The organism is Streptomyces sp. URMC 127 (genome assembly GCF_051386535.1).
Taxonomy (GTDB): Bacteria; Actinomycetota; Actinomycetes; order Streptomycetales; family Streptomycetaceae; genus Streptomyces.
On sequence record NZ_JBPQTW010000058.1, the window covers coordinates 1 to 23,027 of the forward strand.

Sequence of the window (23,027 nt, forward strand, 5' to 3'; positions counted from 1 at the left end):
CCCGCCCGCAACCCGTGGAGCGGCGAGCACGTCCCGAGCGGCTCGTCGTCGGGTTCGGGCGCGGCGGTCGCCGCGGGGCTCACCCGCGTCACCATCGGCTCCGACACCAGCGGCTCCACCCGGGGCCCGGCGTTCCACTGCGGCGCGGTCGGCCTCAAGCCGACCTACGGGCGGGTGTCCGGGCACGGCGCCCAGACCCTCTCGCAGACGCTGGACCACTTCGGGCCGCTGACCTGGACCGTCGCCGACGCGGCCGCCGCGCTGCAGGTGGTCGCGGGCCCCGACCCGGCCGATCCGCGCACCGCCGGCGCCCCGGTGGACGACTGGACCGCGGCCCTGGGCCGCGGCGTCGCCGGGCTGCGCGTGGCCACCTCGCCGGGCTGGTACGCCGACGACCCCCTGACCATGCCGGAGATCACCACCGGCATCGAGCGGGCCCTCGGGGTGCTCGGCGGTCACGGGGCGTCCGTCGAGGAGGTCACGCTGCCGCCGTACGACGTGTTCAACGCCTGCGGCCGCGTCGTCTTCGCCGCGGAGGCGTTCGCCGTCCACCAGGACGACCTGCGCCGGCACCCGCGCTCCTTCGGGCGCTACACGTACCAGCGGGTGATGCCCGGCGCCGGCATCGCGGCCGCCGACTACCTGCGCGCCCTGGACGTGCGGCAGTGGCTGAGGCGGCGGCTCGACGAGACCGTCTTCGAGCGCCACGACGTTCTCGTGACCGTGTGCGGCCAGACCACCGCGGCGCGCTGGAGCGACTTCCCCGAGAACTGGCCGCCGCCCAAGCTCGCCAACGACATGCAGACGATCCCCTTCAGCGTCACCGGCCACCCCGCGCTGTCGCTCCCGATCGGGTTCGCCGCGGACGGCCTGCCCATCGGGCTGCAGATCGTCGGTCGGGCGCACGACGAGGCCACCGTCTTGCGGGTGGCGGAGGTGCTGGAGGCGGAGCTGGGGGAGCGGCACCGCCGTCCGCAGGAGACCGGCCACACAGGGGGCAACTCATGAACAGGGGCAACTCATAAACCGGGGGGATTCATGAACAGGGGGGATTCATGGACAGGGGGGAACTCTTGAGCCGTACAGCCACGACTCTTGCGACCGACTACGCGTCGGGCGCACTCAGCAAGGACACGCCGGAGGAGTTCGAGCGGCTGCAGCTGCTCCAGGCGTGGGGCGATCCCGACACCCGCACCGTGCTGCGCGAGCTCGGCCTCGGCCGCGACTGGCAGTGCCTGGAGATCGGGGCGGGCGCCGGCTCCGTCGCGCGCTGGACCGCCGACCAGTGCCCGGACGGCTCCGTCCTCGCCGTCGACATGGACACCCGCTACCTGGCCGACACCGACCGCCCCAACCTCGAATGGCGCACCGGCGACATCCGCGAGCTCGCCTTCGCGCCCGGCTCGTTCGACCTGGTGCACTCGCGCTTCACCTTCTGCCACCTGCCCGAGCGCGAGGAACTGGTCGCCAGGGCGGTGCGGTGGCTGAAGCCCGGCGGGTGGCTGGCCCTCGGCGAGCCCCTGCTCATGCCGGCGGCGGGCTCGGTGCACGAGCCGGTCCGCCGCTTCTTCGGCGCCCTGGAGACCGGCTGGGCCGCCCAGGGCTCCGACATGCACCGGTGGGCGCAGACGCTCCCGTCCCAGCTGGCGCGCGCAGGCCTGCGCGACGTCGAGGTCCTGACGCGGGCGAACCGCCTCGGCGAGCGCGGCCCGTACGGCGCCCTGGCCGCGGCCAACATCCGGCAGGAAGGCGCGTACCTCGTCAGCACCGGCCTGCTGACCCAGGACGACGTCGACGCGGTCCTCGGCCTGTGCGCCGACCCCGGCTTCAGCGACCTCCGCTCGATCACGGTGTACGCGTGGGGCCGCAAGCCCGCCGGGCCGCAGAGCGGTCGCCGGCCCGCCGGGCCAGAGGGCGGGTCGTGACGGAGCCGAAGCCGGCGCGAGCCGCCCTCGGCGAGCCGGCGGCGGGCGGGGAGCGCGCGGAGCTCTCCCCGCTCGCCTGGCGCGCCGTCCTCGGCTGCATCATCGCCGCTGCCATGACCGTCCTGGACCTGGCCATGACCAGCACCGTGCTGGGCAGCATCCAGGACAGCATGCACGAGCCGCTCTCCAAGGGCGCCCTGGTCATCTCGGCCTACGCGACCGCCGAGCTCATCACCCTCTCGCTGAGCGCCTTCCTGACCCGGGTGTTCCCCGCACGGACCTACCTCGTCCTGCTGGTCTGCCTGTTCGTGGGCGGCGCGCTGCTGTCCGCCTGCGCGTGGAGCTTCGAGAGCCTGCTCGTCGCGCGGGTCGTACAGGGGGCGGCGAGCGGGGCGATCATGCCGTTCGCCTACTACGCGATCGTGGTGCTCCTGCCGGGGGAGAGGCACCCGAAGGCGATCTCGACGTTCTCGATCCTGGTCACCGGCTCGTACGTCCTCGCCCCCGTCCTGTGCATCACCCTCGGGGAGTGGACCGGCTGGCGGGCGCTGTACTGCGTGGCCGCACCGGTCGGCGCGCTCGGCCTGTGGCTCGCCCTGCCCGGGCTGCGGCACATGCGCACCGGAGCCTCGCCGCTCGGGCGGCGGGTGAACGCCGTCGGCGTGGGGGCGGCCGTGGTGGGCCTGGGCTGCACCCAGTACGCCCTGGACACCGGGCAGGAGCGCGGCTGGTTCTCCTCGGCCGTCGTGACCCTGGCCGCCGGCACCGCGCTCGTCGCCGCCGTCCTGTTCGTGGTGACGGAGCTGCGGAGCCGGCACCCGCTCGTCGACCTGCGGCTGCTGCAACTGCGGCCCTTCCTGACCAGCTGCGTGTTCAACGTCGTCGGCGGCGTGGCCGTCTACTCCAGCTACGTCCTGATCCCCGTCTACCTCACCACGCTCGGCTTCTCCGCCGCCGACATCGCCACCGTCTCGCTCTACGGCGGAACCGTGCAGCTCGCCATCGCGCTCGGCCTGCCGGTCCTGCTGCGCCGCATCGACACGTACCTCGTCTCGTGCACGGGCGCCCTCATGTTCGCGGCCGCAGCGCTCCTGCCCTTCCTCGCCGGCTCCTCGCCGCCCTACGTCCTGATCGTCATCGCGCTGATGTGCCGCTCGGTCGGATCCGGCCTCCTGCTCGCCGCACTCGGCCTGATGGCCACCCGCGCCCTGAGCGCCCATCAGGCGGCCTCCGGCTCCCTGCTGTTCAACATGGCGCGCAGCCTGGGCGGATCCGTCGGCGCCGCTGGCTGCGCCGCGTTCCTGACGATCCGGGAGGCGTACCACGCGCACGCGGCCGGACTGCCCGGGGCGGGAGACGCGGACGACGCGAGCCGCGGCCTGGCCCTGCACGACGTGTTCGCCGTGGCGTTCGCGATCCTCCTGCTGCTCGCGCTCTCCCTGGTCACCGGCTACGCACTGCGCCGGCTCCGGGAACGGCGTGCCGCTGCCCTCACCACCGATGGGTGATCTCCGTGTTCGCTGAAGACAACCGGGCGTTCCTCGCCGAGCAGTACGACGTACGCCGATCGCCGGAGCACGAGCTCGCGGGGCGGGCGGGCAACCAGCTCCTGAGGGACGTGGGCATGAAGGTCCCCATGCTGCCCTGCCACTTCCGCATCGCCGCGGCGGAGCACGCGGCCCTGGAGCGGGCCACCCGCCTGCTCGCCGACGCCCAGGACAAGCTGCTGGCGCACCTGTGCGCGACCCGCACCGCCGACGAGCTCGTGGCCATGTTCGAGGTCCGGCCCGAGATGGCGGCGCACGTCGACTGGCCGTCGTTGCCCTCGTCGGGGCTGCGCATGCTGCGCGCCGACATCATCCCCACCGGCACCGGCTACCGGTTCTGCGAGCTCAACCACTTCTCCGGCGTCGGCGGGGGAGAGGCCTACCACGCCGCGCACCTGCACGCCGAGGTCCTCGGCCGGCCGGTGACCGGCATCTCCCCCTTCCGGCAGCTCGCCCTGCAGTACGTGACCGAGTGCCGGCGCGCGGGGCTCACGCGCATCGTCGTCCTCGACACGCCGGGACACCGGGCGCTGGGGTACGGGCAGCACCTGCTGCTGCAGCGGTACATCCGTCTCCTGGAACCCGGCATCGAACTCGCCTACCACGACGAACTGACCTATCCGGTGGAGTGGCTGGAGGCCGAGGAGGCCGGCCGCACGCTGGTCCACCGCCTGGTCACCTTCGACGACACCACCGACCACGGCGCGTTCATCGCCCGGCTGCGGGCCTGCGGGGCCACGCTCTCCTGCATGTTCGAGGCCGAACTGAAGATGCACCGCCGCTGGTTCGCCCTCCTCTGCGACCCGGCCCACCACCACCTCCTCACCGCGGACGAACGGGCGGCCATCGAGCAGTACGTGCCGCACACCGCCGTCGTCGGGCCCGCCGACATCGACGCGATGGTCGCCGGCAAGGACCGCCTCGTGTTCAAGCGCAGCTACCTCTACGGCGGCAAAGGCGTCCTGGCCGGCGACGAGCACACCGCGGCGGAACTGCGCGCCCTGCTCACCCGCGGCGACGCCACCTGGTACGCCCAGGAGCGCGTCCACGCCTCCACCGTGGACCTGCCCTCCGCGGACGGCACCCCGGTGCCGTACCACCTCGTCCTCGGCATGTACCTCTACGGGGACCGGACGAGCGGCGTGGTGGTGCGGGGCGCGTCGGACTCCCCGGTGGTGAACGGGTCACGGAGCGCGGGGATGTCGTGGGCGTTTGCGGGGTAGGGGCGGGGCGCCGGCGCTGTCATCGCCGTGACGGTGGCCTCTTGGAAGCGACCACGACGTAACCGGCGGCGAGGACCAGCCCCGCGATGCCGATCCCGGCGAAGCCGAGGATTTCGAGTATTCCCGCGCCGTCGGACATCCCCCCGACGGAGCCGACGACCCCGGCCATCGTGCCCAGGATCCCGGCAATGAGGGTCCGGTGATTCCCGAAGAGCACGTGGGAAACGGGCGGCTTGCCGCCCGGCCGGGGCGGAGCGTTTCGTTGCTGCATTTGTCCGTGCCTCACTATTGATCCGTGCCTCACTTCCAGTGCACTCGCCCGGGATCCTTCGGCGCCATGATCTTCGCATCAGGGCGCTCGGAGGCGTGCATGGCGGGGGTGTAGTAGAAGTCGAGGCCGGTGGCGAGGACGCCGGCCGGGAATCCGAAGACCTTGCCGCCGAACGATCCCGCCTTGTTCATCAGCGTGGGCTTGCGGTGCCGGCCTCCGCCGCCGGAGGTCTCCATCAGCCACGCCTCCATACCGGCCGCGTAGGCGGGCGTGCCGCCGATGAAGTACGTCTTCGCGCTCTCCCAGTCCCGCTTCTGGATGCTGTCGGCACTGTTCATCCAGGACCGGTAGCCGATGAACTCGGCGGCGGGCTTGAGCGTGCTGTTGCCGAACTTGCCGTCCGACGCGTGCTGCATCTTGTACGCGATCTCCTGGTCGGAGAGCAGCTTGAGCGAGATCTTCTTGTCGCTCTGCCGGCCCTGCTCGCGCCGCATCCGCCGGGCGTCCGCGAGTCCGGTCGGAGCGGTGGGCAGAAAGCCGGCGTCGTAGCTCTGCTTCATGCTCCGCAGCGCCCAGTTCAGCGTCTGGTCGGTCTCCCGGGCGTCTTCGAGGGCCTGGCGCGTCCGCTCCTTGTAGGACCTGATGGCGGACTCGTAGGCCTTGCGAAGGTGCTCCAGATCCTCCGGCTTCACCTTCCCGGTGTCCACACGGACGGAACCGTCGTCCCCGTTCAGGGACAGGTGCTCGTGCCCGTCCAGCTCCGTGGCGATGTCGTCGAGTGTCTTCTTCGCGGAACGGAACGACTGCAGGCAGTTGTTGAGGAAGTCGTGGACGCTGCGTGCCTCCTGCTGCGCATTGGCCAGCTGGAAGGACAGCCCCGTGATGGCCGTGGACGCGGCCTGAGCCGATTCCCCCTGCCAGTCCGACTCCTGCAGCCCTTTGGCCACCTGGGTGCGGAACGTCTCGCCCGCGTCGTGAACGCGCCCGGGCAGCTTCTCCCAGGCGCCCACCGCGGAAGAGAGCTTCTCCAGGTTCACGTGTCTGAGGTCCCTGTAGGTCAGTGCCATGGTGTCACCGGGCCCTTCAGATGATGTCGCCGGGCTTGTAGGCGGAGCGGGCGTCCTGCAGGTCCTGCTTCACCTGCTTGTCCGCGTGCCCGAACGAGTCGGCGGCCGTCCGGAGGGCCTTCGCCAGCCCTTCGCCGCCGATCTGCCCCGCCACGTACGCGGCGCCCTTCTTCCAGGAGCCGGCGAAGTCACCGAACGCTCCGCTGGACGCGAACCCCTTCAACGAGCCCGAAACGTCGGACGTCTTGGCGACCGCGTCCTTGTGGGCCTCCCTGAACTCCTTGGCGGCCTTGTTCTCCGCCTTGTCCGCACGGTCGCGCAGCAGCGCGGCCGTCACGTGGAGCTTCCCCCGCCCTCCGCCGCCGGCGCCGTCGAGGCGCGTGCGCGGGGCGTGCTCGGCCCGCGCCTCGGCCACGAGCTGCGACCATTCCTCTGCAAACGACACCATGCCCCCTGACTGGTGGATACGTGTACAAGCCACGTTACCCGTGGGGTGCGGGGGAGAGTGTGACGCATTCGTCACGGTGAACGAAACCCCGTTAAGCGCCCGACAATTCGCCGCTGCTGACCGCTGCTGACCGCTGCTGACCGCCGCGCCGCCGCGGACCTGCTGCCCACCGGAACCCGGGCCGCCGGCACGACGGAGCCCCTCTCCCGGCGACAGGAGAGGGGCTGCGGCATCACTTCTTGCGGCGCTTGCGGGGCGCGGGAATGACCGGCGCCTCGGTCTCGCGGGCGGCGGCGAAGAAGGGCGCCATGACCTCCTCGTACTGCTTGAGGGATTCCGGCCCCAGGTCGACCTCAAGCCACTTGGGCACCTGGATTTCCTTGATCTCCGTCACCGGAGAACCGTCCTCGTCCACCTCCCCGGTCAGGTCCTCCATTTCCTCGGTCACCGTCACGGCGAACTTGACCGTGGTGAGGTTTTCGGTCACCTCGGGTGCGAGGTCATCGAAATCGATCCGCTGAACGAAAATCGGCGTCGTGATCGTCTGACCACCGACCTCGATCGTCTTCACCCCTTCCTCCACGTTGGGCTGACCCTTGTGGGATTCGTCTACCTCAATGAATTTGGTGCCCATGAACGGCGCCTCTCCTTTTTGCTGGTGTGCGCCCAAAGTCTAGTGGAGCGGGCGGTGTTGACGCCAATTCAGATCAGCGTGAAAGGGGTGGGTCGAACGGCTTCGCGGAAAGGCACCTGATGGGCAGAAAGTTCGGTTCGGGCGCCTTTCTTGCGCTGCTGGAGGAAGCCGGCTTCTGCGGGGAGTGCGAGACCGCGCCTGACGGCCCGACGCCCTGCGCGTCGTCTCGGCGTGCCGGGCATCCTGCCGGACCAGTGGCGACCGGTCACGCATCCTCCTCGGTGGCAACCGGTCCGGCATCCGAACACCCCGTACGAAGGAGATGCAGCGCGATGGGATTCGGTGCAACCCCTACCGTGCCCTAACGGGATCGCGTGCTGAACGCCTTCTCCAGCCGGGGGATCAGGTCCCGAAGACTCGCCTCCCGGCAGGCCATGGTGTTGTGGCCGCCGTCGCACCCGGTTCCCCAGTCGGAGCCGTCTCCGTAGTCCACGAAGTAGTACGGCAGTCCCCGGGCCTTCATGTTCTTCGCGACGTTCTTGGACGCCCCCTCCAGCCAGAATTCCGGTTCGGTCGGCTTACCGCGGCCATTGCCGACGTAGATGGACACGCCGGTCCCGGCGAACCGGTCCACGTGCTGGGACGGGTCGACTTCGTTCCATCGCCGGTCAGCGTTGAGGACCGGGTAGGGCGAGCCGAAAACGGCGTCACTGTCCACCGGCGGCTTGAAGGTGACGAGTGAGGCGACCACGGCCAGTCGCAGCGCCATGAACTTCACCGACAGATCGATGTCCCCGGACAACGAGGCGGTTTGTCCGAACAGATGGGGATGGTTCTGCGCGTAATGGAAAGCGCCGAAACCGCCCATGGAGAGTCCGGCAATGGCCCTGCCCTGCTTGGTGGCGATGGTACGCAGGTTGGCGTCGATGAACGGGATCACTTGCGCGATGTGAAAGTTCTCCCAGTTCTGCGCACCCAGCACGGTGTTCTGTTTGAGCCAGTTGGCATACCAGCTCCGCGCGCCACCGTCCGGGATCACGGTGATCATCGAGTTGGACTTCGACAGCGCGGAGTACCTCTCCTTCACCGGGTCGCTGTTCGCTCCGTGCAGCCAGTACAGCACCGGGTACCGCCGGGCCGGGTCGGCGTAGTAGCCGCTCGGCAGAATGATCTTGATGTGGTGTTCGCCCGTCACCTGCGGCGTAGTCACCGTGATCACGAAGTTGGTGGCGGTCCCAGTGGCCTGTCCCACCTGGGTGAGGCCGTAGCCGTCCTGCAGCGTGGGCGGAGCCCCCGTGTCACCGTCCGCCGCCGGCGTCGCGGCCGTGGACAGCACCATCACCATCGTGACGGCGGCGCCCAACGTGAGCACTCTGCGTACTAATGCCCTCATGCCATTCCCTCCGGTAAGGGCTTGCTCGGTTCAGAAACTCGGCCTCCGGTGCCGGCGAGGCCGCGGTCCGGTCTTGACCGGTCCTCGGTGAACCGCTCGGTCGGTCACCGGGGGCGCCCCACCCGCCGAGGCGCGAACGTCGTCCGGTCCGGGGCGGTGGGGCGAGTGCGGGCCGGCCGGCTGTGAACAGACCGGCATCGAAGAGGCGACTCGCACCGGGCCGGTGGATCAGCCCACCGGGGTGCCGCACAGCGCGGAGTCGACCACCTGGGCCCGCGTCGTCTTCCCTTCGGCACCGACGTAGGCGTTGGTCACCATCGCCGCGTGCCGGCCGTCGTCGGTGGCGAAGGTCCCGGACGAGTGACCGGTCGTCAGGTCTCCGAAGTGACCCCAGGCATGCCCGCCGCAGGACAGATCGAGCCGCCACAGTCCGAGGCCGTAACTCATGTTGGCGGGGAATCCGGGCATGGGCACCGTCGTGCGCATCTGGGCCAGCGCCGCCGGTGACATGAGCTTGCCGTCGGCCAGTGCCTGCTCGAACGTGGCCAGGTTCTCCTCGGTCGAGGCCATGGCTCCGGCCGTGGCGTAGTGGGTCAGTTCCACGGCGAAGGTCTGGTTGATCCAGAAGAAGAACGGGCCGGCCCGGCCGCCGACATAGCCGGGCAGATATGGCGCGTCGAGCCTTCTGTCGCCGGGACGCGGGTAGGCGGTCCGCGTCAGGCCGAGTGGTCTGATGATCCTGGCGGTGATCGCTTCCGCGGCCGGCATGCCGGTGATCTGCTCGATCAGCAAGCCGGCCACCAGGAAGTTGATGTTGGAGTACCTCCAACTGGTGCCCGGTTCGAACAGCGGTGGCTTGACCAGCGCGGCACGGATCACCTCCCGCAGGCTGTAGGTGCCGTCCGGACCGGCCTTGTGATTGCCGAATTTGTCGCTGATGCCGCTGGTGTGCTGAAGGATCTGCCGTACCGAGATCCTGTTGCCGTCGTAGCCGTTGCCTGCGACAACGCCGGGCAGATACCGCTCGATCGGGGCGTCCAGCTCGACCTTGCCCTCGTCGACGAGTTGCATGACCACGACCGCGGTGAACGTCTTGGTCTGGCTGGCGATGCGGAACTGGTCGTCGGGCCCGATGGCTCGCTTGGTGCCGGTTTCCGCGGTCCCGCTGTGCAGGTCCCACGAGCCGGCACGGTTGCCGGCGTGAACAGCCGCACCGGGCCCGGCACTGGCTTGGTAGCTGTCGAGCACTACCTGGGTATCGGCGTGGTCGGTGGACAGCCGTGTCTGCGCCGACACGGCCGTCGACATGGCGGTCGACACGGCCGTCGCCATCACCACGGCGGCGGCAATGACGACGGCCGCCCGCCGCGGTATGCCGCGGCGTCCGGTCGCATTGCTGTCCTGACCGGATCTTCCAGGCCGGTTCGGCCTTGAAGGGAAACAACTCTTCACTGAGTTCCCACTTTCCTGGGTTGGCCTCGCCCCGGGGCGAACGCCGTTTCCCCGTGCAGCGGCGGTCCGGCTGAGGGGGCGAACGATCACGGGATTCCCGCTCGCAGGGGCGGCGTGCCCCGAATGGTCGCGTCCGCGCTGGTCAGCGGGCCAGGTCAGGGACCGGCCACTTCTGGCCGGTCCGGGCTGTGCAGGCGATAGAGTCGCCAGGACCGGTACCGTCGGGGAAAGGTACGAGGTGACAGGGGAGTTAGGCCGGCTGGTGCGGCAATGGCGCCGCAGGGCGGGCATGACGCAGGAACAGCTCGCCGAGAAGTCCACGGTCGGTGTGCGGACCATCCGCAGAATGGAGACGGGCACGGACAGGGACTTCCGGCTCGATACTTTCCGGTTGGTCGCCGACGCCCTGAACCTCACGGCGGACGAACGCCGCGACCTGATGTCCGCGGCGGGCGCGGTGCCCACGCTCCCGGACAAACCTGAGCCGGGGCCCGGTGCGCCCGGCGGAGGCCCGCCGTTGACCGAGGTCGCCGACCGGCTCGCGAATGTGCTCCAACGCCGATGGCACCGGGAAGTGGAACAGCGCGGCGCCCACAACCCGTTCCCGATGCCCATACGGTGGCAATCGGTGCCCGGCGAGCTGGCCGATCACTGGGACAACATCCGCCGTGTTCCTCCCGGCGGCTCCGCGGGCCCACTGGAGCTCGCGGGCGACCTGACCGAGATCGTGGACGTCTACCGGCGCGTCCCCTCCGGCAGGCTGGTGGTGCTCGGCCGCGGCGGGTCCGGAAAGACGATCTTGACGCTCCGGTTCGTTCTGGACTACCTGGCCGCACGCACCAGCGCCGACCCGGTCCCGGTGATCTTCAGCCTGGGCTCGTGGGATCCGGCAACCGACACCCTCCGGGACTGGCTGGTCGACCGGCTGCTGCGCGACCACCCGGACCTGGCCGCGGGTGCGCCCGGCGGTTCGACACTGGCTGCCACGCTGGTCGAGGCAGGTCGTGTCCTGCCGGTGCTGGACGGATTCGACGAGATTCCCGAAGGACTGCACCGCGCCGCGTTGCCGGCGCTCAACGGCACGTCGCTGCCCATGCTGCTGACCAGCCGCCCGCATGAGTACCGCAAGGCCGTCGCGGCGAGCGACGTGCTCACCTGGGCCGCGGGCATCTGGATCAACGACCTCACCCCCGCCGACTTCTCCGACTACCTGCGCCGCTCCAGCCGCACCACTCGCTGGGACCCGCTCCTGGGCGAACTGCACGAGCGCCCGGACAGCCCGGCCTGCAAGAACCTCATCGAAGTACTCAGCACGCCGCTCATGGTCGTCCTTGCCCGCACCACCTGCAACAACACCGGCTCCGACCCGGCTTCTCTGCTGGACACGAGCAGATTCCCGACCCCGAACGATCTGGAAGACCACCTGCTGAGCAGCTTCGTGCCGGCCCTCTACCAGACGCACTCCGCGGGGTTGCGACGCCCGGCCTGGAGCGCGGACCGCGTCCAGCACTGGCTGGGCTACCTCGCCGGTCACCTCGACCGGCTCGGCACCCCGGACCTCGCCTGGTGGCAGCTGGGCAACTCGTTCAGCCGCTCGTCACGCATTCTCGGTGTGACACTGACCTCGGCGATTGTCACCACGCTCGCCGACTGGCTGGTCTACCTGCCCGCATACGTGGCCGACCTCGGGTTCGCGCCCGGGCTCCGCGCGGGCCTGCTGGACGGGCTGCTCCTGGGGCCCGTCGTCGGGCTGGGCTTCGGTCTGGTGTACGGGCTCATGATCGTGTACGGCCGTGCGGTCTTCGAGCCGGCGCGCATCCAGATGCGGTTGTCCGGGTGGAACAGCCGGACCCCGCTTGTCCGCACCTTCACCACCTTCACCGCGAGATTCGGTGCCGGGTTTCTCGGCGGTTTCGTGGCCGGGATCGGACACCAGACGATGTCCGTGATCGGGCGCGGGATTCTCCAGGGCTTTCCCTCCTCGATCGATGTGCTGATCAGGACGACACTGGTCGGCATGCTCGTGTTCGGCGTTGTCTTCGGGCTGGCCGCCGGTGTGGTCTTCGGCCTCACCTCAGCGCTGGAAGCGCCCGTCGATCTCGACTCGGCAACCACTCCGCTCACCATGCTGCGCACCAGCCGCACGACCGTCGTCCGCCGGGTCCTGGTCCTCGCGCCGGTATTCGTACTGGCGATCGCCTTCGGCGGAACGCTCGTGGTCACCCTCCTCCAGGACCCGCTCGGTTCGCTCAGCTGGCCCCTTTCCTACGCCCTCACCGCAGGAATCCTGAGCGGGTTGACCGGGGCGCTCTCTTACATCTTCGCCTTCACCGCGTGGGGCCAGTGGCTGGTGTTTTCCCGCGTGGGGCTCCCCCTCACAGGGAAACTCCCGTGGGCCGTCACCACTTTCCTCGACGACGCCTACCGCCGCGGAGTACTGCGCCAGGTCGGTGCCGTCTACCAGTTCCGCCACGCCCGCCTCCAGGACCACCTCCGCCATGCTTTCCCCGCCCACCAACCCCGCCGACGACCGACGCCCGCAACTCGCCCCTGAGCCGTGGGAGACGGGGTCCGCACTGTGCTCCACGAGAAGGTGCCTGACGGGCAAATGTCCAATTCAGGCGCCTTTCCTCGGACCCTTAGAAGAAGCCGAGCTTCTTGGGGGAGTACGAGACGAGCAAGTCCTTTGTCTGCTGGAGGAGCGGCCGAAGTTGGGGCATTGACCAGCGAAGTCTCCTAGTGCTGGGCACCAGTGACGGCCCGTTGGCCCGGCGTTGGCCCGGGTCATACCCGGGCCCGGCTTCCATCACGTGCAGGACCGCCAATCCGGCCCGCTGATTGGGACGGCGTCCATGCTGGAGTGGCCAGGCGAAACCGTCCACGAAGGTTCGCGGACGGCCCGCCGGCACCGCCCCGGGCGGCTCCCGTTCCGGCTCCTCAGGGCAGAGCAGAGCTCAGTTCACCTCTTGCGAGCCTTGTTCAGCTCTGCCCGAGCCGCCCTCAGCTCCTTCAACTGCTGTTTGGTCTACCCGCGCTTGGCCCAGTCGCCAGGATGCTCCCAGCAGCGGGACGTCCCGGGTGAGACTGCCCGCTGGCACCGCTTGCCGGCCTTGGTTCGGGCCCGCACTTCTGCGAAACCTTGGCCACCGTCATCTGCCTCCCCTGTGTGTTCGGCCACCGCCCCTGTCCGGCAGTAGCCCTGACTCTCCATCAGGAGACGGGGGTCTGGGAGGGCGCACGGACGGCGGGGCGGCGGCATCGGGAGCATCCCAGCGGGCCGCAGTGCAACGTGGAATGTCGAGGGTGCTCACAGCCGAGGCTGCTGGCCTGCGAATGGGCCGGATATCGACTCGGCGTCACTTAGCTCTGTCGAAGCTTCTGAGCCATTCTTGAAGCTCCATAACATCCGCGTCAGTGCTCCACTTTCTGATCTCCCGGAGAAATCGGTTGAAGTAGGCGTTGAGGCGGTTTGAGTTCACTCTGTGTACGACTAGATAGGCGGCTTGGCCGTAATGCAGGGCAGGCTCCTTCTCTCCGTTCCGGGCGTAGGCGGTTGCGATGACACACAATCGTAGCCCATGAGATCGAACGTAGGAGGACTTTGGTACGGATAGTACGGCGTCATTTTGTGAAAGGGTTAAAGCGGGCAGTGAGAGGTCTAGGTAGGCTTCTGCCGTGTCGGCGGCAATCCGTGATGGCAGCATAAAGTTGAGCCATCCAATCCGGTTGTCCTCTTCCTTTGCAGTAAGCGCCTCTTGGGCGCGCGCAAGGGCCCGCTCTGTCCGATACCTGTCGCCTGATCGTGCGTATGCCCTGGCTTGTGCGAGGAGAAGGAAAGAGGCTAATTTGGGACTTGCTCTATCGCCTACTCCCTTTGCTGCGGAAGTTGTCAGGTCGATTGCTGTTTGGAAATCGCCAACGAAGGTTGCGCCGTACGAAGCCTGGCCCAGGACGAAGGCTCCGAACGGCACGTCGCTCGCGGCTTTCGCGAACCGTAGAGCCCGAATGAAATACCTTTGAGATGTGCCATGCTCTCCGGCGTCCAGGGAGGTCCAGGCCGTCAGTCGAGCCAGTTCTGCGGTGGCACTGAATAACCTTCTGCCGACCTGTGTGTCATAAGACCCTCCTAGGGCAGGGATCGCCTCGCTGTTTAAGCAGAGCTTCGCCATGTGGCCGGGCAGGGAGCCACCGCCCAGTTGGGAGTCCAGTATGCGAATTGCGTTGATTTGCACCAGTAGACGTTCGACGGTGTCCAGATCGACTTTCGGCCCTGTCATGCGCGTCTGAATATCTTCTGATGGCTCAATGAGCCACCTGAGAGTTGGTCGCATGTACAGTGCCGAGGTGAATGTGGCTGCGCCCCTGAAGAAGTCGCGCCTGTGAATTGGTGCTGAGGAAATCCCCCTCAGGCTCCTCATTACTAGGTCATCTATGTGAGCTGGATAATCCTCGGCCTCCGGGCTCCCGCAGATCTCAGGGGGGAACCCCAGCTCCCGCAAGCTTAGCGAGCGGCCAATTCGTTCCGAAATTACCTCGCAGATCAGTATGGGGGTTTGCCCGCGCGGGATCGAGCCAGCAAGCCAGCGGGAAACGCTTGTGTGGGTATAGCTGAGCGTTAGTCCATAGCGGATTCCTAATTGATTTACGCGAAGCGCGAGGCTCTTTCGACTGATCTGTGCAGATTTCATGACCTGTGTGAGCGCTTCATTGTGATCACTTTTGGTCATCGCTCAGCTCCAGCTTCGACGCCGATAGCTCCCCTATACCGCCGTAAGAGCCTTTATCGCAGTGCGCATGACGGGCGCACCGGTGCACATGCCCAAGGGGCGCGTGCGCGGGCATGCCGACGGAGTCTGGTAGCACGCGGGCCCCCTCTTCGGGTCTTTGGACCGCCGGTAGATCAGGGTTGCATCGAACCACTGAACCGCGCCGTGATCGGGGAAAGGTTGTAATGGAACGCAAGTCACGCAAGGCATTGCGCAGTATCTATGGGAGGGTCGCCACCCGAGGCTTCCTCTACGGAGCCTCCGTGGCCATAGGTTCGTTGGTTGTCGATCAGATCGCAGGTTGGTTCGGCTGAGCAGCTGTAATCCGTTGGCCTTGATCTTCGGAGAGCACTAGCACTCAGGAGGGGCCAGGCGCCGCGCTCGGAGGATGGCTGTCTGCCAGTCACGCCTACGGCAGGGGCTACCACGTCACCTTCGGTCACGTTCCAGAGTCCCTGGACTACTCCTGAGCAGCTGACGTTCGAGGGCGCCGTGGAGCCAACCTCCTGAGACACCACACTGAGCACCGGAGGCAGTTCTCCGGTGCTCACGCAGGTGGTACAGCGGCACAGTTGCCCGATCTCACCCTGCTCTGCGTAGATAGGGAGAGCGCATGATGCGGCCCTGCTGCCGACATGTCCGTAGCCTCGGGAGGCATGGGAATCATGGTTTGGTCGTATGGCCTTGCGGAGTCCCTGCTGGCGGAGCCGCTGCCCCGTCGTTGGGTGCACTCCCTTGGTGTTCGGGAGCGAGCCAAGAGCCTTATGCCGATCTTGGGCGTGGCAGTGCACTGCTGGAGGCCGCTGCGCTGCTTCATGACATTGGGTTCTCCGTGACGCCGAGCAGACCGATGAGCGCATTGTGCGGCTGGTTGCCCACCACTCATGCGCGCTGCTGGAAGCGGAGGAACGCGGTCTGCACGATGTGCTCGCCGCGGAGCTCAAGGTCGGAGAAGGTCACTTGGTCGACGCCGTGGTGTTCTGCGATATGACCAAGACGCCGGACGGCACTCGTACCGATCTCGGCGACCGTATCGCCGAGATCGTCAGCCGCTACGGTCCAGGCAGCGTCGTTGGAAGGTTTATCCGACGGGCGGAGTTCGAGATTCAGGCCCCTGCGGGCGCGTCAGCCGACCGTTGAGCGCGGCTGGTGGTTCGGATGTCTGAGGTATCGCGCCCTTCGATAGATCACCCGCGCATGCCAGGATCAGGCTAGGAACGTTCCTAGGCTGCCGCAGCGGCTGCGCCGTACACGAGTCGGGGGTGTGCTCAGAGGATGGGGCCGAAGACCGCGCGGGTCGACAAGACGATCCGGGAGTGGATCACTTCGCTTCCGCCGCTCCGACCTCGACGCCTGGTGGGCCGGCTGCGAGGAGGACAGGGGCGACGCGTGGGAATCAGCTACCGCGTCCGCTTCTGGGAAATACGCGAGCGGCCTGGCCGCCGCACCCCGTTCCAGGTGCGCTGGACGGTTGGCAGCCGGGAGAAGTCCGAGTCGTTCAGTACCAAGGGCCTCGCCGAGAGCCGACGTTCGAAGCTGATGACCCCGGCTCGCGAGGGGGAGCCATTCGACGAGCAGACCGGACTTCCGATCTTAGAATTGCGGGCCAGCAAGTAAAAGGTCACCTGGTACTAGCACGCTCACGACTACATCGACCAGAAGTGGCAGCACACTCCGAGCAATACGCGCCGCACGCTGGCTGATGCCATGGCGACCATCACCGCGGCACTGGTCAAGCCCGGATCCTCCTATCTGGATCACCGGGTTCTGCGGCGTGCCCTGTACAGCTGGGCTTTCAACAAGTAGGCGTGGGAGGAGGAGCCGCCGGAGGAGTGGCGGCATGCCCTCAACTGGATCGAGAAGCAGTCGCTTCCTATCGGAGCCCTTGAGGATGCCGCCGTCGTTCGGCAGGCCCTCGATGCCGTCAAGCTCAAGCTTGACGGCAAGCAGGCGGCGGCCAAGACCGCGCTGCGCAAGAGGGCTGCCTTGAGCGACAGCCTCAGTCTCGCCGTCGAGAAGGGCTACTTCATGACCCGCCCTCTTGCAGGGTGAAGTGGCAGGCTTCGCAGTCTACGGGGGAGCTGGACCCGGAGTGCGTGCCCAACCTCGCCCAGGTACGCCGGCTATTCGATGCAGTGCGCGAGCTGGGCGGCCGCGGGCCGCGCCTCGAAGCCTTCTTTGGTTGCTTGTGCTTCGCGGGTATGCGGCCAGCGGAGGTGATCCGGCTGGAGCTCTCCCAGTGCCATCTGCCCGACAGGGGGTGGGGCCTGCTCACCCTGCGGGGCGGCATCGTGCTCTCCGGCACCCAGTGGACGGACGATGGACAGGCCCATGCGGTCCACTCCCTGAAGAAGCGGGCGCTGAGGGAGACCCGGCCGGTACCGATCCCCCCGGACTTCGTGACGATGCTCCGTGGGCACATCGATCGCTTCGGAACCGCCCCGGACGGCCGCCTCTTCCGCAGCGGCGGTGACCTCTACGTCCAGAGCGCCGCGTACCAAGGCCTGGAAGAAGGCGCGCGAGGCCGCCCTGTCGAAGGAGGAACAGGTGTCACTCGTCGCCAAGCGCCCCTACGACCTGCGCCATGCGGGCATCTCCTTCTGGCCCCACTCCGGCGTCGACCCGGCCGAGTGCGCCCGCCGGGCTGGCCAACAACATTGCGGTCCTGTTGCGCGTCTACGCAAAGGTCCCCCAGGGCCAGGAGTGCGCGAACCGCCGAATAGAGGCGGCCATGAAGGAGTGGAGGTGAAGTCCTGACCGTTGGAGTCGCCTCTGGGCGAGGATGCCCGTAGATCTGATGCCTGCTGTGGGGGCATTGCTGTCTACCCGTTGATGCCTTCTTGGGGAACTGGCTGAGACGCTTCGGTCGTCGGCGGACAGTCCCCATAGTTATGCTCCCTCCACTCAAGGAAGGAGCATTTATGGCATCACAGCTTGCTCCCTTGCTCGGTGGAGTGGGCGTCGTGGTAGCTGCGGCAGCCGGCCCTTTGGTTACGGGAGCCGTTCAGAACCGACGCGACTCGCGGCTGAGTGCAGATCTAGTGCGGAATCTAGAGCTCTTGGGTCAGCTTAAGGGGGATGGAAACAGTGCTTGAGCTGATGAGATTCATCAGCTAGAGACGCTTGTTCGAATCCAGCTAGCGGCGGCTGCGGCACGTCAAAAGCGGTATGTGGAGCATCGGCGCAACTGGGCCAGCCTGGGTGCAGTCGTCATGGTTGTCAGCATTGCTTTGCCGCTTCTGTGGCTGCTGACGCTGTCCAATGTTTGGTGGTCATTGCTGCTCTTCTGGCTCCTGCTGCTTCTAACTCTCGCCCTTTGCGCTATAGGCCTGCATCAGACCTTTCGTCCGCCAGAGGACATGTCCCCGACTCCTGGTCCGTGACTGGTCTGGAAGTGCCGGTCAGGAGCGGGACGAAACGGCATATATGTCGCATCGGAGGACGCTCGGCGGACAGAGCCCGGTTCCTCAGGAAAGCGGCCTCCGACCCGCTTCAGCGCAGGTCGGAGGCCCCTTTTGCAGGTCCTAGAAGAAGCCCAGCTTCTTCGGGGAGTACGAGACGAGTAAGTTCTTCGTCTGCTGGTAGTGGTTCAGCATCATCTTGTGGGTCTCGCGGCCTATGCCCGATTGTTTGTAGCCGCCGAAGGCGGCGTGGGCCGGGTAGGCGTGGTAGCAGTTGGTCCAGACGCGGCCGGCCTGGATGGCGCGGCCGGCGCGGTAGGCCGTGGTGCCGTTGCGGGTCCAGACGCCGGCGCCCAGGCCGTAGAGGGTGTCGTTGGCGAGGGTGACGGCGTCCTCGAAGTCCGTGAAGGGGGTCACCGCCACCACCGGGCCGAAGATCTCCTCCTGGAAGACGCGCATGTCGTTGCGGCCTTCCAGGATCGTGGGCTGGACGTAGTAGCCGCCGGCGAGGTCGCCGCCGAGGTCGGCGCGGTGGCCGCCGGTGAGGGTGCGGGCGCCTTCTTGGCGGCCGATGTCGAGGTAGGCGAGGATCTTCTCCAGCTGGTCGTTGGAGGCCTGGGCGCCGATCATCGTGGCGGTGTCGAGGGGGTGCCCCGGAAGGATGGCCTCGGTGCGGGCGACGGCGGCTTCCATGAAGGGCGCGTAGTGGCCCCGCTGGATCAGGGCCCGGGACGGGCAGGTGCAGACCTCGCCCTGGTTCAGGGCGAACATGGTGAAGCCTTCGAGGGCCTTGTCCAGGAAGTCGTCGTCCGCGGCCGAGACGTCGTCGAAGAAGATGTTGGGGCTCTTGCCGCCGAGTTCGAGGGTGACCGGCTTCAGGTTCTCGGAGGCGTACTGCATGATCAGGCGGCCCGTGGTCGTCTCCCCGGTGAAGGCGATCTTGGCCACGCGGGGGCTGGCCGCCAGCGGTTTGCCCGCCTCCACGCCGAAGCCGTTGACGACGTTCACCACGCCCGGGGGGATGAGGTCCGCCACCAGGTCCAGCCAGACGTGGATCGAGGCGGGGGTCTGCTCCGCCGGTTTCAGCACCACCGCGTTGCCCGCCGCGAGGGCCGGGGCCAGCTTCCACGCCGCCATCAGGAGGGGGAAGTTCCACGGGATGATCTGGGCGACCACGCCCAGCGGCTCGTGGAAGTGGTACGCGACCGTGTCGGCGTCGATCTCGGAGAGGCCGCCCTCCTGGGCGCGGATCGCACCCGCGAAGTAGCGGAAGTGGTCGATCGCGAGGGGGATGTCGGCGGCGAGGGTCTCGCGGACCGGCTTGCCGTTCTCCCAGGACTCGGCGACCGCGAGCGCCTCCAGGTGCTGCTCCATGCGGTCCGCGACGCGGTTCAGCACGGCGGCCCGCTCGGCCACGGGGGTGCGGCCCCACGCCGGGGCGGCCGCGTGCGCCGCGTCCAGGGCGCGTTCGACGTCCTCCGCGGTGCCCCGGGCGATCTCGGTGAACGGCTGCCCGTTCACCGGCGTCGGGTTCTCGAAGTAGCCGCCCTGCTTCGGCGGTACGTACTCGCCGCCGATCCAGTGGTCGTAGCGCGGACGGTACGAGACCACCGCGCCGGAGGAGCCGGGGTCGGCATAGCGAGGCATGGGACGTCCTTCCTTCCGGGGACGGGACTGCCGCCGTCCGCTTCCGGCGCGTGCGTGATGCGTGCGCGCCGGCGGCGGCGACCGGCAAGACGCTAGAAGGCAGGACGTTGCGCGAACGTTGCCCGTCCGGCCGGCAGACCCGGCGGCCCAGGCGCGTACGCCTCCCGCAACCACCGCGCCCGCACCGCCACCCCGGCCCGCTGCGGCGCGCTCACCGGCAGCGCCGCCAGCAGCCGCTCCCACACCTCCAGGTCCTCCTCGCCCCACGCGCTGTCCGCCCACAGCTGCAGTGCCCACGCGTCCCCGCAGCCCAGCACCGCCCGCCGCAGCAGCCCCTCCACCAGCCGCCGCACCCGGCACACGCCCGGCGCGTCCGACGAGGGCAGCAGCGGCCCGTCGTACGCGCGGAGCGCCCCGCGCACGTCACCCGCCGCCAGCTCCCGCTCCACTCGTGCGAAGTCCGTCCCGACGGGCTCGCACAGCCGGTACGGGCGCGAGCCGAGCAGCGGACCGACCAGCCTCCGCAGCCGCGACAGCTCGGCGCGCAGCGTCACCGGCGGCACCGGGCGCTCCCCGTACAGCGCCGTCGCCAGCTGATCCCCGGTCAGCCCCTCCGGGTGCGCGGCCAGCAGCACGAGGATCTCGCTGTGCCGCCGGCCCAGGTGCACGCGGCGGCCGTCCGCCGTCGCCAGCACCGCCTCGTCCCGGCCGAGGGCCGACAGCAGCGGCCCCGGCCCGGCGCCGGCCGCCAGTCTCGCCTCGGCCGCCAGCGCCGTCGCCCGGACCAGCGCCAGGCTGTGCGGGGCGGCCAGCTGGTCGCCGCCGGTGAGGTCGACCGCGCCCAGCAGCCGCCCGGTCCGCGGGTCGTGCACGGGCGCCGCCGCGCACGTCCACGGCTGGACCGCGCGGTTGTAGTGCTCGGTGGCGAAGATCTGCACCGCGTGGTCGAGGGCGAGCGCCGTACCGGGCGCGTTCGTGCCCGCGTGCCGCTCGTCCCAGCGGGCACCGGCGACGAAGTTCATGGCCTCGGCCCGGCTCCGGACGCCCCGGTGCCCCTCGACCCACAGCATCCGGCCGGACGCGTCGCACACCGCGAGCAGATGCGCCCCGTCGTCCGCGATCGTGCCGAGCAGCTCCCTGAAGAGCGGCATCACGGACGCCAGCGGGTGCGCCCGCCGGTACTCCTCCAGCTCCGCGCCGTCCAGCTCGACCGGCGCGAGGAAGTCGGCCGCGGGCAGCGCGGCCGCCGACCGCCGCCACGAGCCCGCGACCACCGCGCGGACGCCCGCGCCCACCGTGCCCGCGGCCACGAACTCCTCGTGCGCACCGCGGACCGTACGGCTCCGCTCGGCCGGGTCGTCGCCGGACCCCATCGCCAGCCAGGGGTTGACCACCTCGTCCCTCCTCACGTGCGGTTCCGGGGCTTGCGGTGCGGACCGCGCCGCCACGACGCTTCCCTTACCCCATCGGACACGAACGGAAGAGACGAAGAAACAGCCATGCAGAAAGCGCAGAAAGTCCTGCTCGACATCCTGGAGCGCACGGCCGCCGCCTACATCACCACCTTCCTCGGTCTCCTCCTCGCCGACGGGTTCGACCTCACCGACGTCTCCGCCCTCAAGGCCGCGGCCGTCGCCGCCCTGCCCGCAGCCCTCTCGGTGATCAAGGGCGCGATAGGCACCCGCTTCGGCGACAAGAGCAGCGCGGCCTGGCTGCCGGGCGGCGGTCGCACCCGCAAGCCCCGCAAGACGGCGGCGAAGGCACCGGGAGCGAAGAAGGCGGCCGAGGCGACTAAGGCGGCCAAGACCGCCGAGGCCGCGGACGGCTCCACCGGCCCCACCAGCACGACCGGAGGCTGATCGTTCACACGGGGTGTGAACGACGCACCCGCGATCGCCCCCGCACACACGCTCCCGCACGCCCCGTCCCCGCGCTTGACTCGTAGCTGCGAGTCCCAATGGAGCGACGGGACCCCGGGCCGTCGGTCCTTCCCCCGAGCCGGCGGTCCACCCGCCTCGTACCGCCGGGCGGACGGTACGGGGCGGGCCCGTGCGCCCGTGCGGGGGGTTCGTACGGGCGTCAGTGCGCACCCGCCCGTCGCGTCGCGCGGGGCGGGTGCAACGATGTGCTCGTCATGAGAGCAGGGCCGCAGCCGGAACAGGGACCGCGAGCGCTGCGAGCCGCGGTGTTCGCAGCGGTCTGCGTGCTGCTCGCTGCCCTGGGCCACGCGGTCATGTCCGGCACGACCGTCCCGTGGTGGGCCGTCGCCGTCGCGCTGTGCGGCACGGGCAGCGGGGCGTGGTTCCTGGCGGGCCGCGAGCGCGGGCCGCTGCTGATCACGCTCGCCACCGTCGGTGCCCAGACCGGGCTGCACTTCTTCTTCGCCCTCGCGCAGAACGTCGTCGTGAACACGGCCCGCGCGGTCCGGCTGGGGCTCGACCCCGGCATGCCGGTGGGCATGTCTGCGGACACTCCCATGGACCCTTCCATGGGAATGTCCATGGACCACGGCTCCATGGCCTCCATGCCGTCCATGGGGAACATGGGTGACATGGGGGCCATGGGAACGATGGGTCACATGGGCGGCGACATGGCTGGTCACATGGCCGGTCACTCCATGTCCATGCACGCCGGCCACGGCGCCCTCGGCATGTGGTCCGTGCACGTCCTCGTCGCCGTCGTCTGCGGCATGTGGCTCGCTGGCGGCGAGCAGGCGGCCTTCCGGGTCGCCCGCACCGTGCGCAGCCGGTTCTTCGCCCCGCTCCTCGTCCTCCTCGTCGCCGTACCCGCGCCTTCCGGACCGCCGCGCGTCCGCGCCGTCCGGAGCCGCGCCGCGCAGCGCCTGCGGCAGCTGCTGTACGCGCACGTCCTCGTCCGACGTGGCCCGCCGGTCCGCGTCGCCGTCAGCTGACTGACGGCGACCCCCCGCGCCGAACCACGTCACCGGGCCCGTCCCGCTCCTCGGGCTGCCCGGAATCCAGGAAGGACACAGGGCGATGACCCCTGCCCGTACGGGGGACGTGCCGCGCCGGCACGCCGCTCCCGCAAAACCCTCAGCCCCGGCTGCCTCAGCTCAGGTCGAACCGCGCCGCGAGAAGCCGCAGCCGGCGGGCCCGCTCGCCCCACGCACAGCACTCGGCGCAGCCCAGCAGGTGCGCGTCGAGGGCCGCGCCGGTCACACCCGGCGGCAGGTCCTCGCCGTCGACGCGGGCGGACAGGGCGGTACGGAACTCACTGCAATGCACCCCGCCAT

At 68.9% G+C, this 23,027-nt stretch carries 19 protein-coding genes and 1 pseudogene; 9 read left to right on the forward strand and 11 right to left on the reverse strand.

What is annotated here, in order from left to right; all coding sequences use genetic code 11:
• The 4 genes from ACSNOH_RS15080 to ACSNOH_RS15095 form a co-directional block, all read left to right on the forward strand.
• On the forward strand, positions 1-1,008 hold a 1,008-nt coding region (locus tag ACSNOH_RS15080; RefSeq protein ID WP_436721831.1), incomplete at its 5' end, for an amidase.
• A 65-nt stretch (positions 1,009-1,073) separates the two neighbouring features.
• Positions 1,074-1,925 (forward strand): methyltransferase domain-containing protein, encoded by an 852-nt coding sequence (locus tag ACSNOH_RS15085; protein ID WP_436721832.1) that lies wholly within the window; start codon positions 1,074-1,076, stop codon positions 1,923-1,925.
• Positions 1,922-3,433 carry an MFS transporter gene (locus ACSNOH_RS15090; RefSeq protein WP_436721833.1) on the forward strand — a complete coding sequence of 504 codons (1,512 nt, stop codon included), beginning with the start codon at positions 1,922-1,924 and terminating at the stop codon, positions 3,431-3,433. Before ACSNOH_RS15085 ends, ACSNOH_RS15090 begins: the two co-directional genes overlap by 4 nt.
• 5 nt (positions 3,434-3,438) lie before the next feature.
• Positions 3,439-4,695, forward strand: coding sequence for a hypothetical protein (locus tag ACSNOH_RS15095; protein WP_436721834.1), 1,257 nt, complete (start codon positions 3,439-3,441; stop codon positions 4,693-4,695).
• Positions 4,696-4,714: 19 nt separating this feature from the next.
• Here ACSNOH_RS15095 and ACSNOH_RS15100 read toward each other — a convergent pair whose 3' ends face one another.
• From ACSNOH_RS15100 to ACSNOH_RS15125, 6 genes are all read right to left on the reverse strand, one after another.
• Positions 4,715-4,966, reverse strand: a complete 252-nt coding sequence (locus tag ACSNOH_RS15100) for a hypothetical protein (protein WP_436721835.1) — start codon at positions 4,964-4,966, stop codon at positions 4,715-4,717.
• Between the two features lie 29 nt (positions 4,967-4,995).
• Positions 4,996-6,033 carry a hypothetical protein gene (locus ACSNOH_RS15105; RefSeq protein WP_436721836.1) on the reverse strand — a complete coding sequence of 346 codons (1,038 nt, stop codon included), beginning with the start codon at positions 6,031-6,033 and terminating at the stop codon, positions 4,996-4,998.
• 16 nt (positions 6,034-6,049) lie between these two features.
• Positions 6,050-6,481, reverse strand: a complete 432-nt coding sequence (locus ACSNOH_RS15110) for a hypothetical protein (RefSeq protein WP_436721837.1) — start codon at positions 6,479-6,481, stop codon at positions 6,050-6,052.
• A 232-nt stretch (positions 6,482-6,713) separates the two neighbouring features.
• Entirely contained in the window at positions 6,714-7,115 is a 402-nt protein-coding gene (locus ACSNOH_RS15115) for a hypothetical protein (protein ID WP_436721838.1), read from the reverse strand.
• Positions 7,116-7,476: 361 nt separating this feature from the next.
• Positions 7,477-8,460, reverse strand: a complete 984-nt coding sequence (locus ACSNOH_RS15120) for an alpha/beta hydrolase (protein ID WP_436721853.1) — start codon at positions 8,458-8,460, stop codon at positions 7,477-7,479.
• A gap of 276 nt (positions 8,461-8,736) precedes the next feature.
• Complete coding sequence (locus ACSNOH_RS15125) at positions 8,737-9,840, reverse strand: serine hydrolase domain-containing protein (RefSeq protein WP_436721854.1); 1,104 nt, start codon at positions 9,838-9,840, stop codon at positions 8,737-8,739.
• Positions 9,841-10,198: 358 nt separating this feature from the next.
• Between ACSNOH_RS15125 and ACSNOH_RS15130 the strand changes: the two genes are divergently transcribed.
• Positions 10,199-12,514, forward strand: coding sequence for a helix-turn-helix domain-containing protein (locus tag ACSNOH_RS15130; RefSeq protein ID WP_436721839.1), 2,316 nt, complete (start codon positions 10,199-10,201; stop codon positions 12,512-12,514).
• A gap of 802 nt (positions 12,515-13,316) precedes the next feature.
• On the opposite strand, the gene ACSNOH_RS15135 is transcribed toward ACSNOH_RS15130, so the two are convergent.
• Entirely contained in the window at positions 13,317-14,687 is a 1,371-nt protein-coding gene (locus ACSNOH_RS15135) for a hypothetical protein (RefSeq protein ID WP_436721840.1), read from the reverse strand.
• Between the two features lie 695 nt (positions 14,688-15,382).
• Here ACSNOH_RS15135 and ACSNOH_RS15140 point away from each other — a divergent pair.
• Positions 15,383-15,866 (forward strand): annotated as a pseudogene (locus tag ACSNOH_RS15140) (HD domain-containing protein).
• A 249-nt stretch (positions 15,867-16,115) separates the two neighbouring features.
• Positions 16,116-16,343 (forward strand): hypothetical protein, encoded by a 228-nt coding sequence (locus ACSNOH_RS15145; protein ID WP_436721841.1) that lies wholly within the window; start codon positions 16,116-16,118, stop codon positions 16,341-16,343.
• Positions 16,344-16,849: 506 nt separating this feature from the next.
• On the opposite strand, the gene ACSNOH_RS15150 is transcribed toward ACSNOH_RS15145, so the two are convergent.
• The 3 genes from ACSNOH_RS15150 to ACSNOH_RS15160 form a co-directional block, all read right to left on the reverse strand.
• A complete protein-coding gene (locus ACSNOH_RS15150) occupies positions 16,850-17,059 on the reverse strand; it encodes a hypothetical protein (RefSeq protein ID WP_436721842.1) in 210 nt (69 codons plus the stop codon).
• 1,191 nt (positions 17,060-18,250) lie between these two features.
• Positions 18,251-19,774: an acetaldehyde dehydrogenase ExaC gene (gene exaC / locus ACSNOH_RS15155; protein ID WP_436721843.1), complete on the reverse strand. Its 1,524-nt coding sequence runs from the start codon at positions 19,772-19,774 to the stop codon at positions 18,251-18,253.
• Positions 19,775-19,866: 92 nt separating this feature from the next.
• Complete coding sequence (locus ACSNOH_RS15160) at positions 19,867-21,168, reverse strand: GAF domain-containing protein (protein ID WP_436721855.1); 1,302 nt, start codon at positions 21,166-21,168, stop codon at positions 19,867-19,869.
• Between the two features lie 105 nt (positions 21,169-21,273).
• On the opposite strand from ACSNOH_RS15160, the gene ACSNOH_RS15165 reads away from it, so the two are divergent.
• Together ACSNOH_RS15165 and ACSNOH_RS15170 are read left to right on the forward strand one after the other, a co-directional pair.
• Positions 21,274-21,633 (forward strand): holin, encoded by a 360-nt coding sequence (locus ACSNOH_RS15165; RefSeq protein WP_436721844.1) that lies wholly within the window; start codon positions 21,274-21,276, stop codon positions 21,631-21,633.
• A 275-nt stretch (positions 21,634-21,908) separates the two neighbouring features.
• On the forward strand, positions 21,909-22,685 hold the full coding sequence (locus ACSNOH_RS15170) for a hypothetical protein (RefSeq protein WP_436721845.1): 777 nt from the start codon (positions 21,909-21,911) through the stop codon (positions 22,683-22,685).
• A gap of 157 nt (positions 22,686-22,842) precedes the next feature.
• Here the strand turns inward: ACSNOH_RS15170 and ACSNOH_RS15175 are convergent, their stop codons facing one another.
• Entirely contained in the window at positions 22,843-23,019 is a 177-nt protein-coding gene (locus ACSNOH_RS15175) for a zf-HC2 domain-containing protein (RefSeq protein ID WP_436721846.1), read from the reverse strand.
• Between the last annotated feature and the right edge of the window lie 8 nt (positions 23,020-23,027).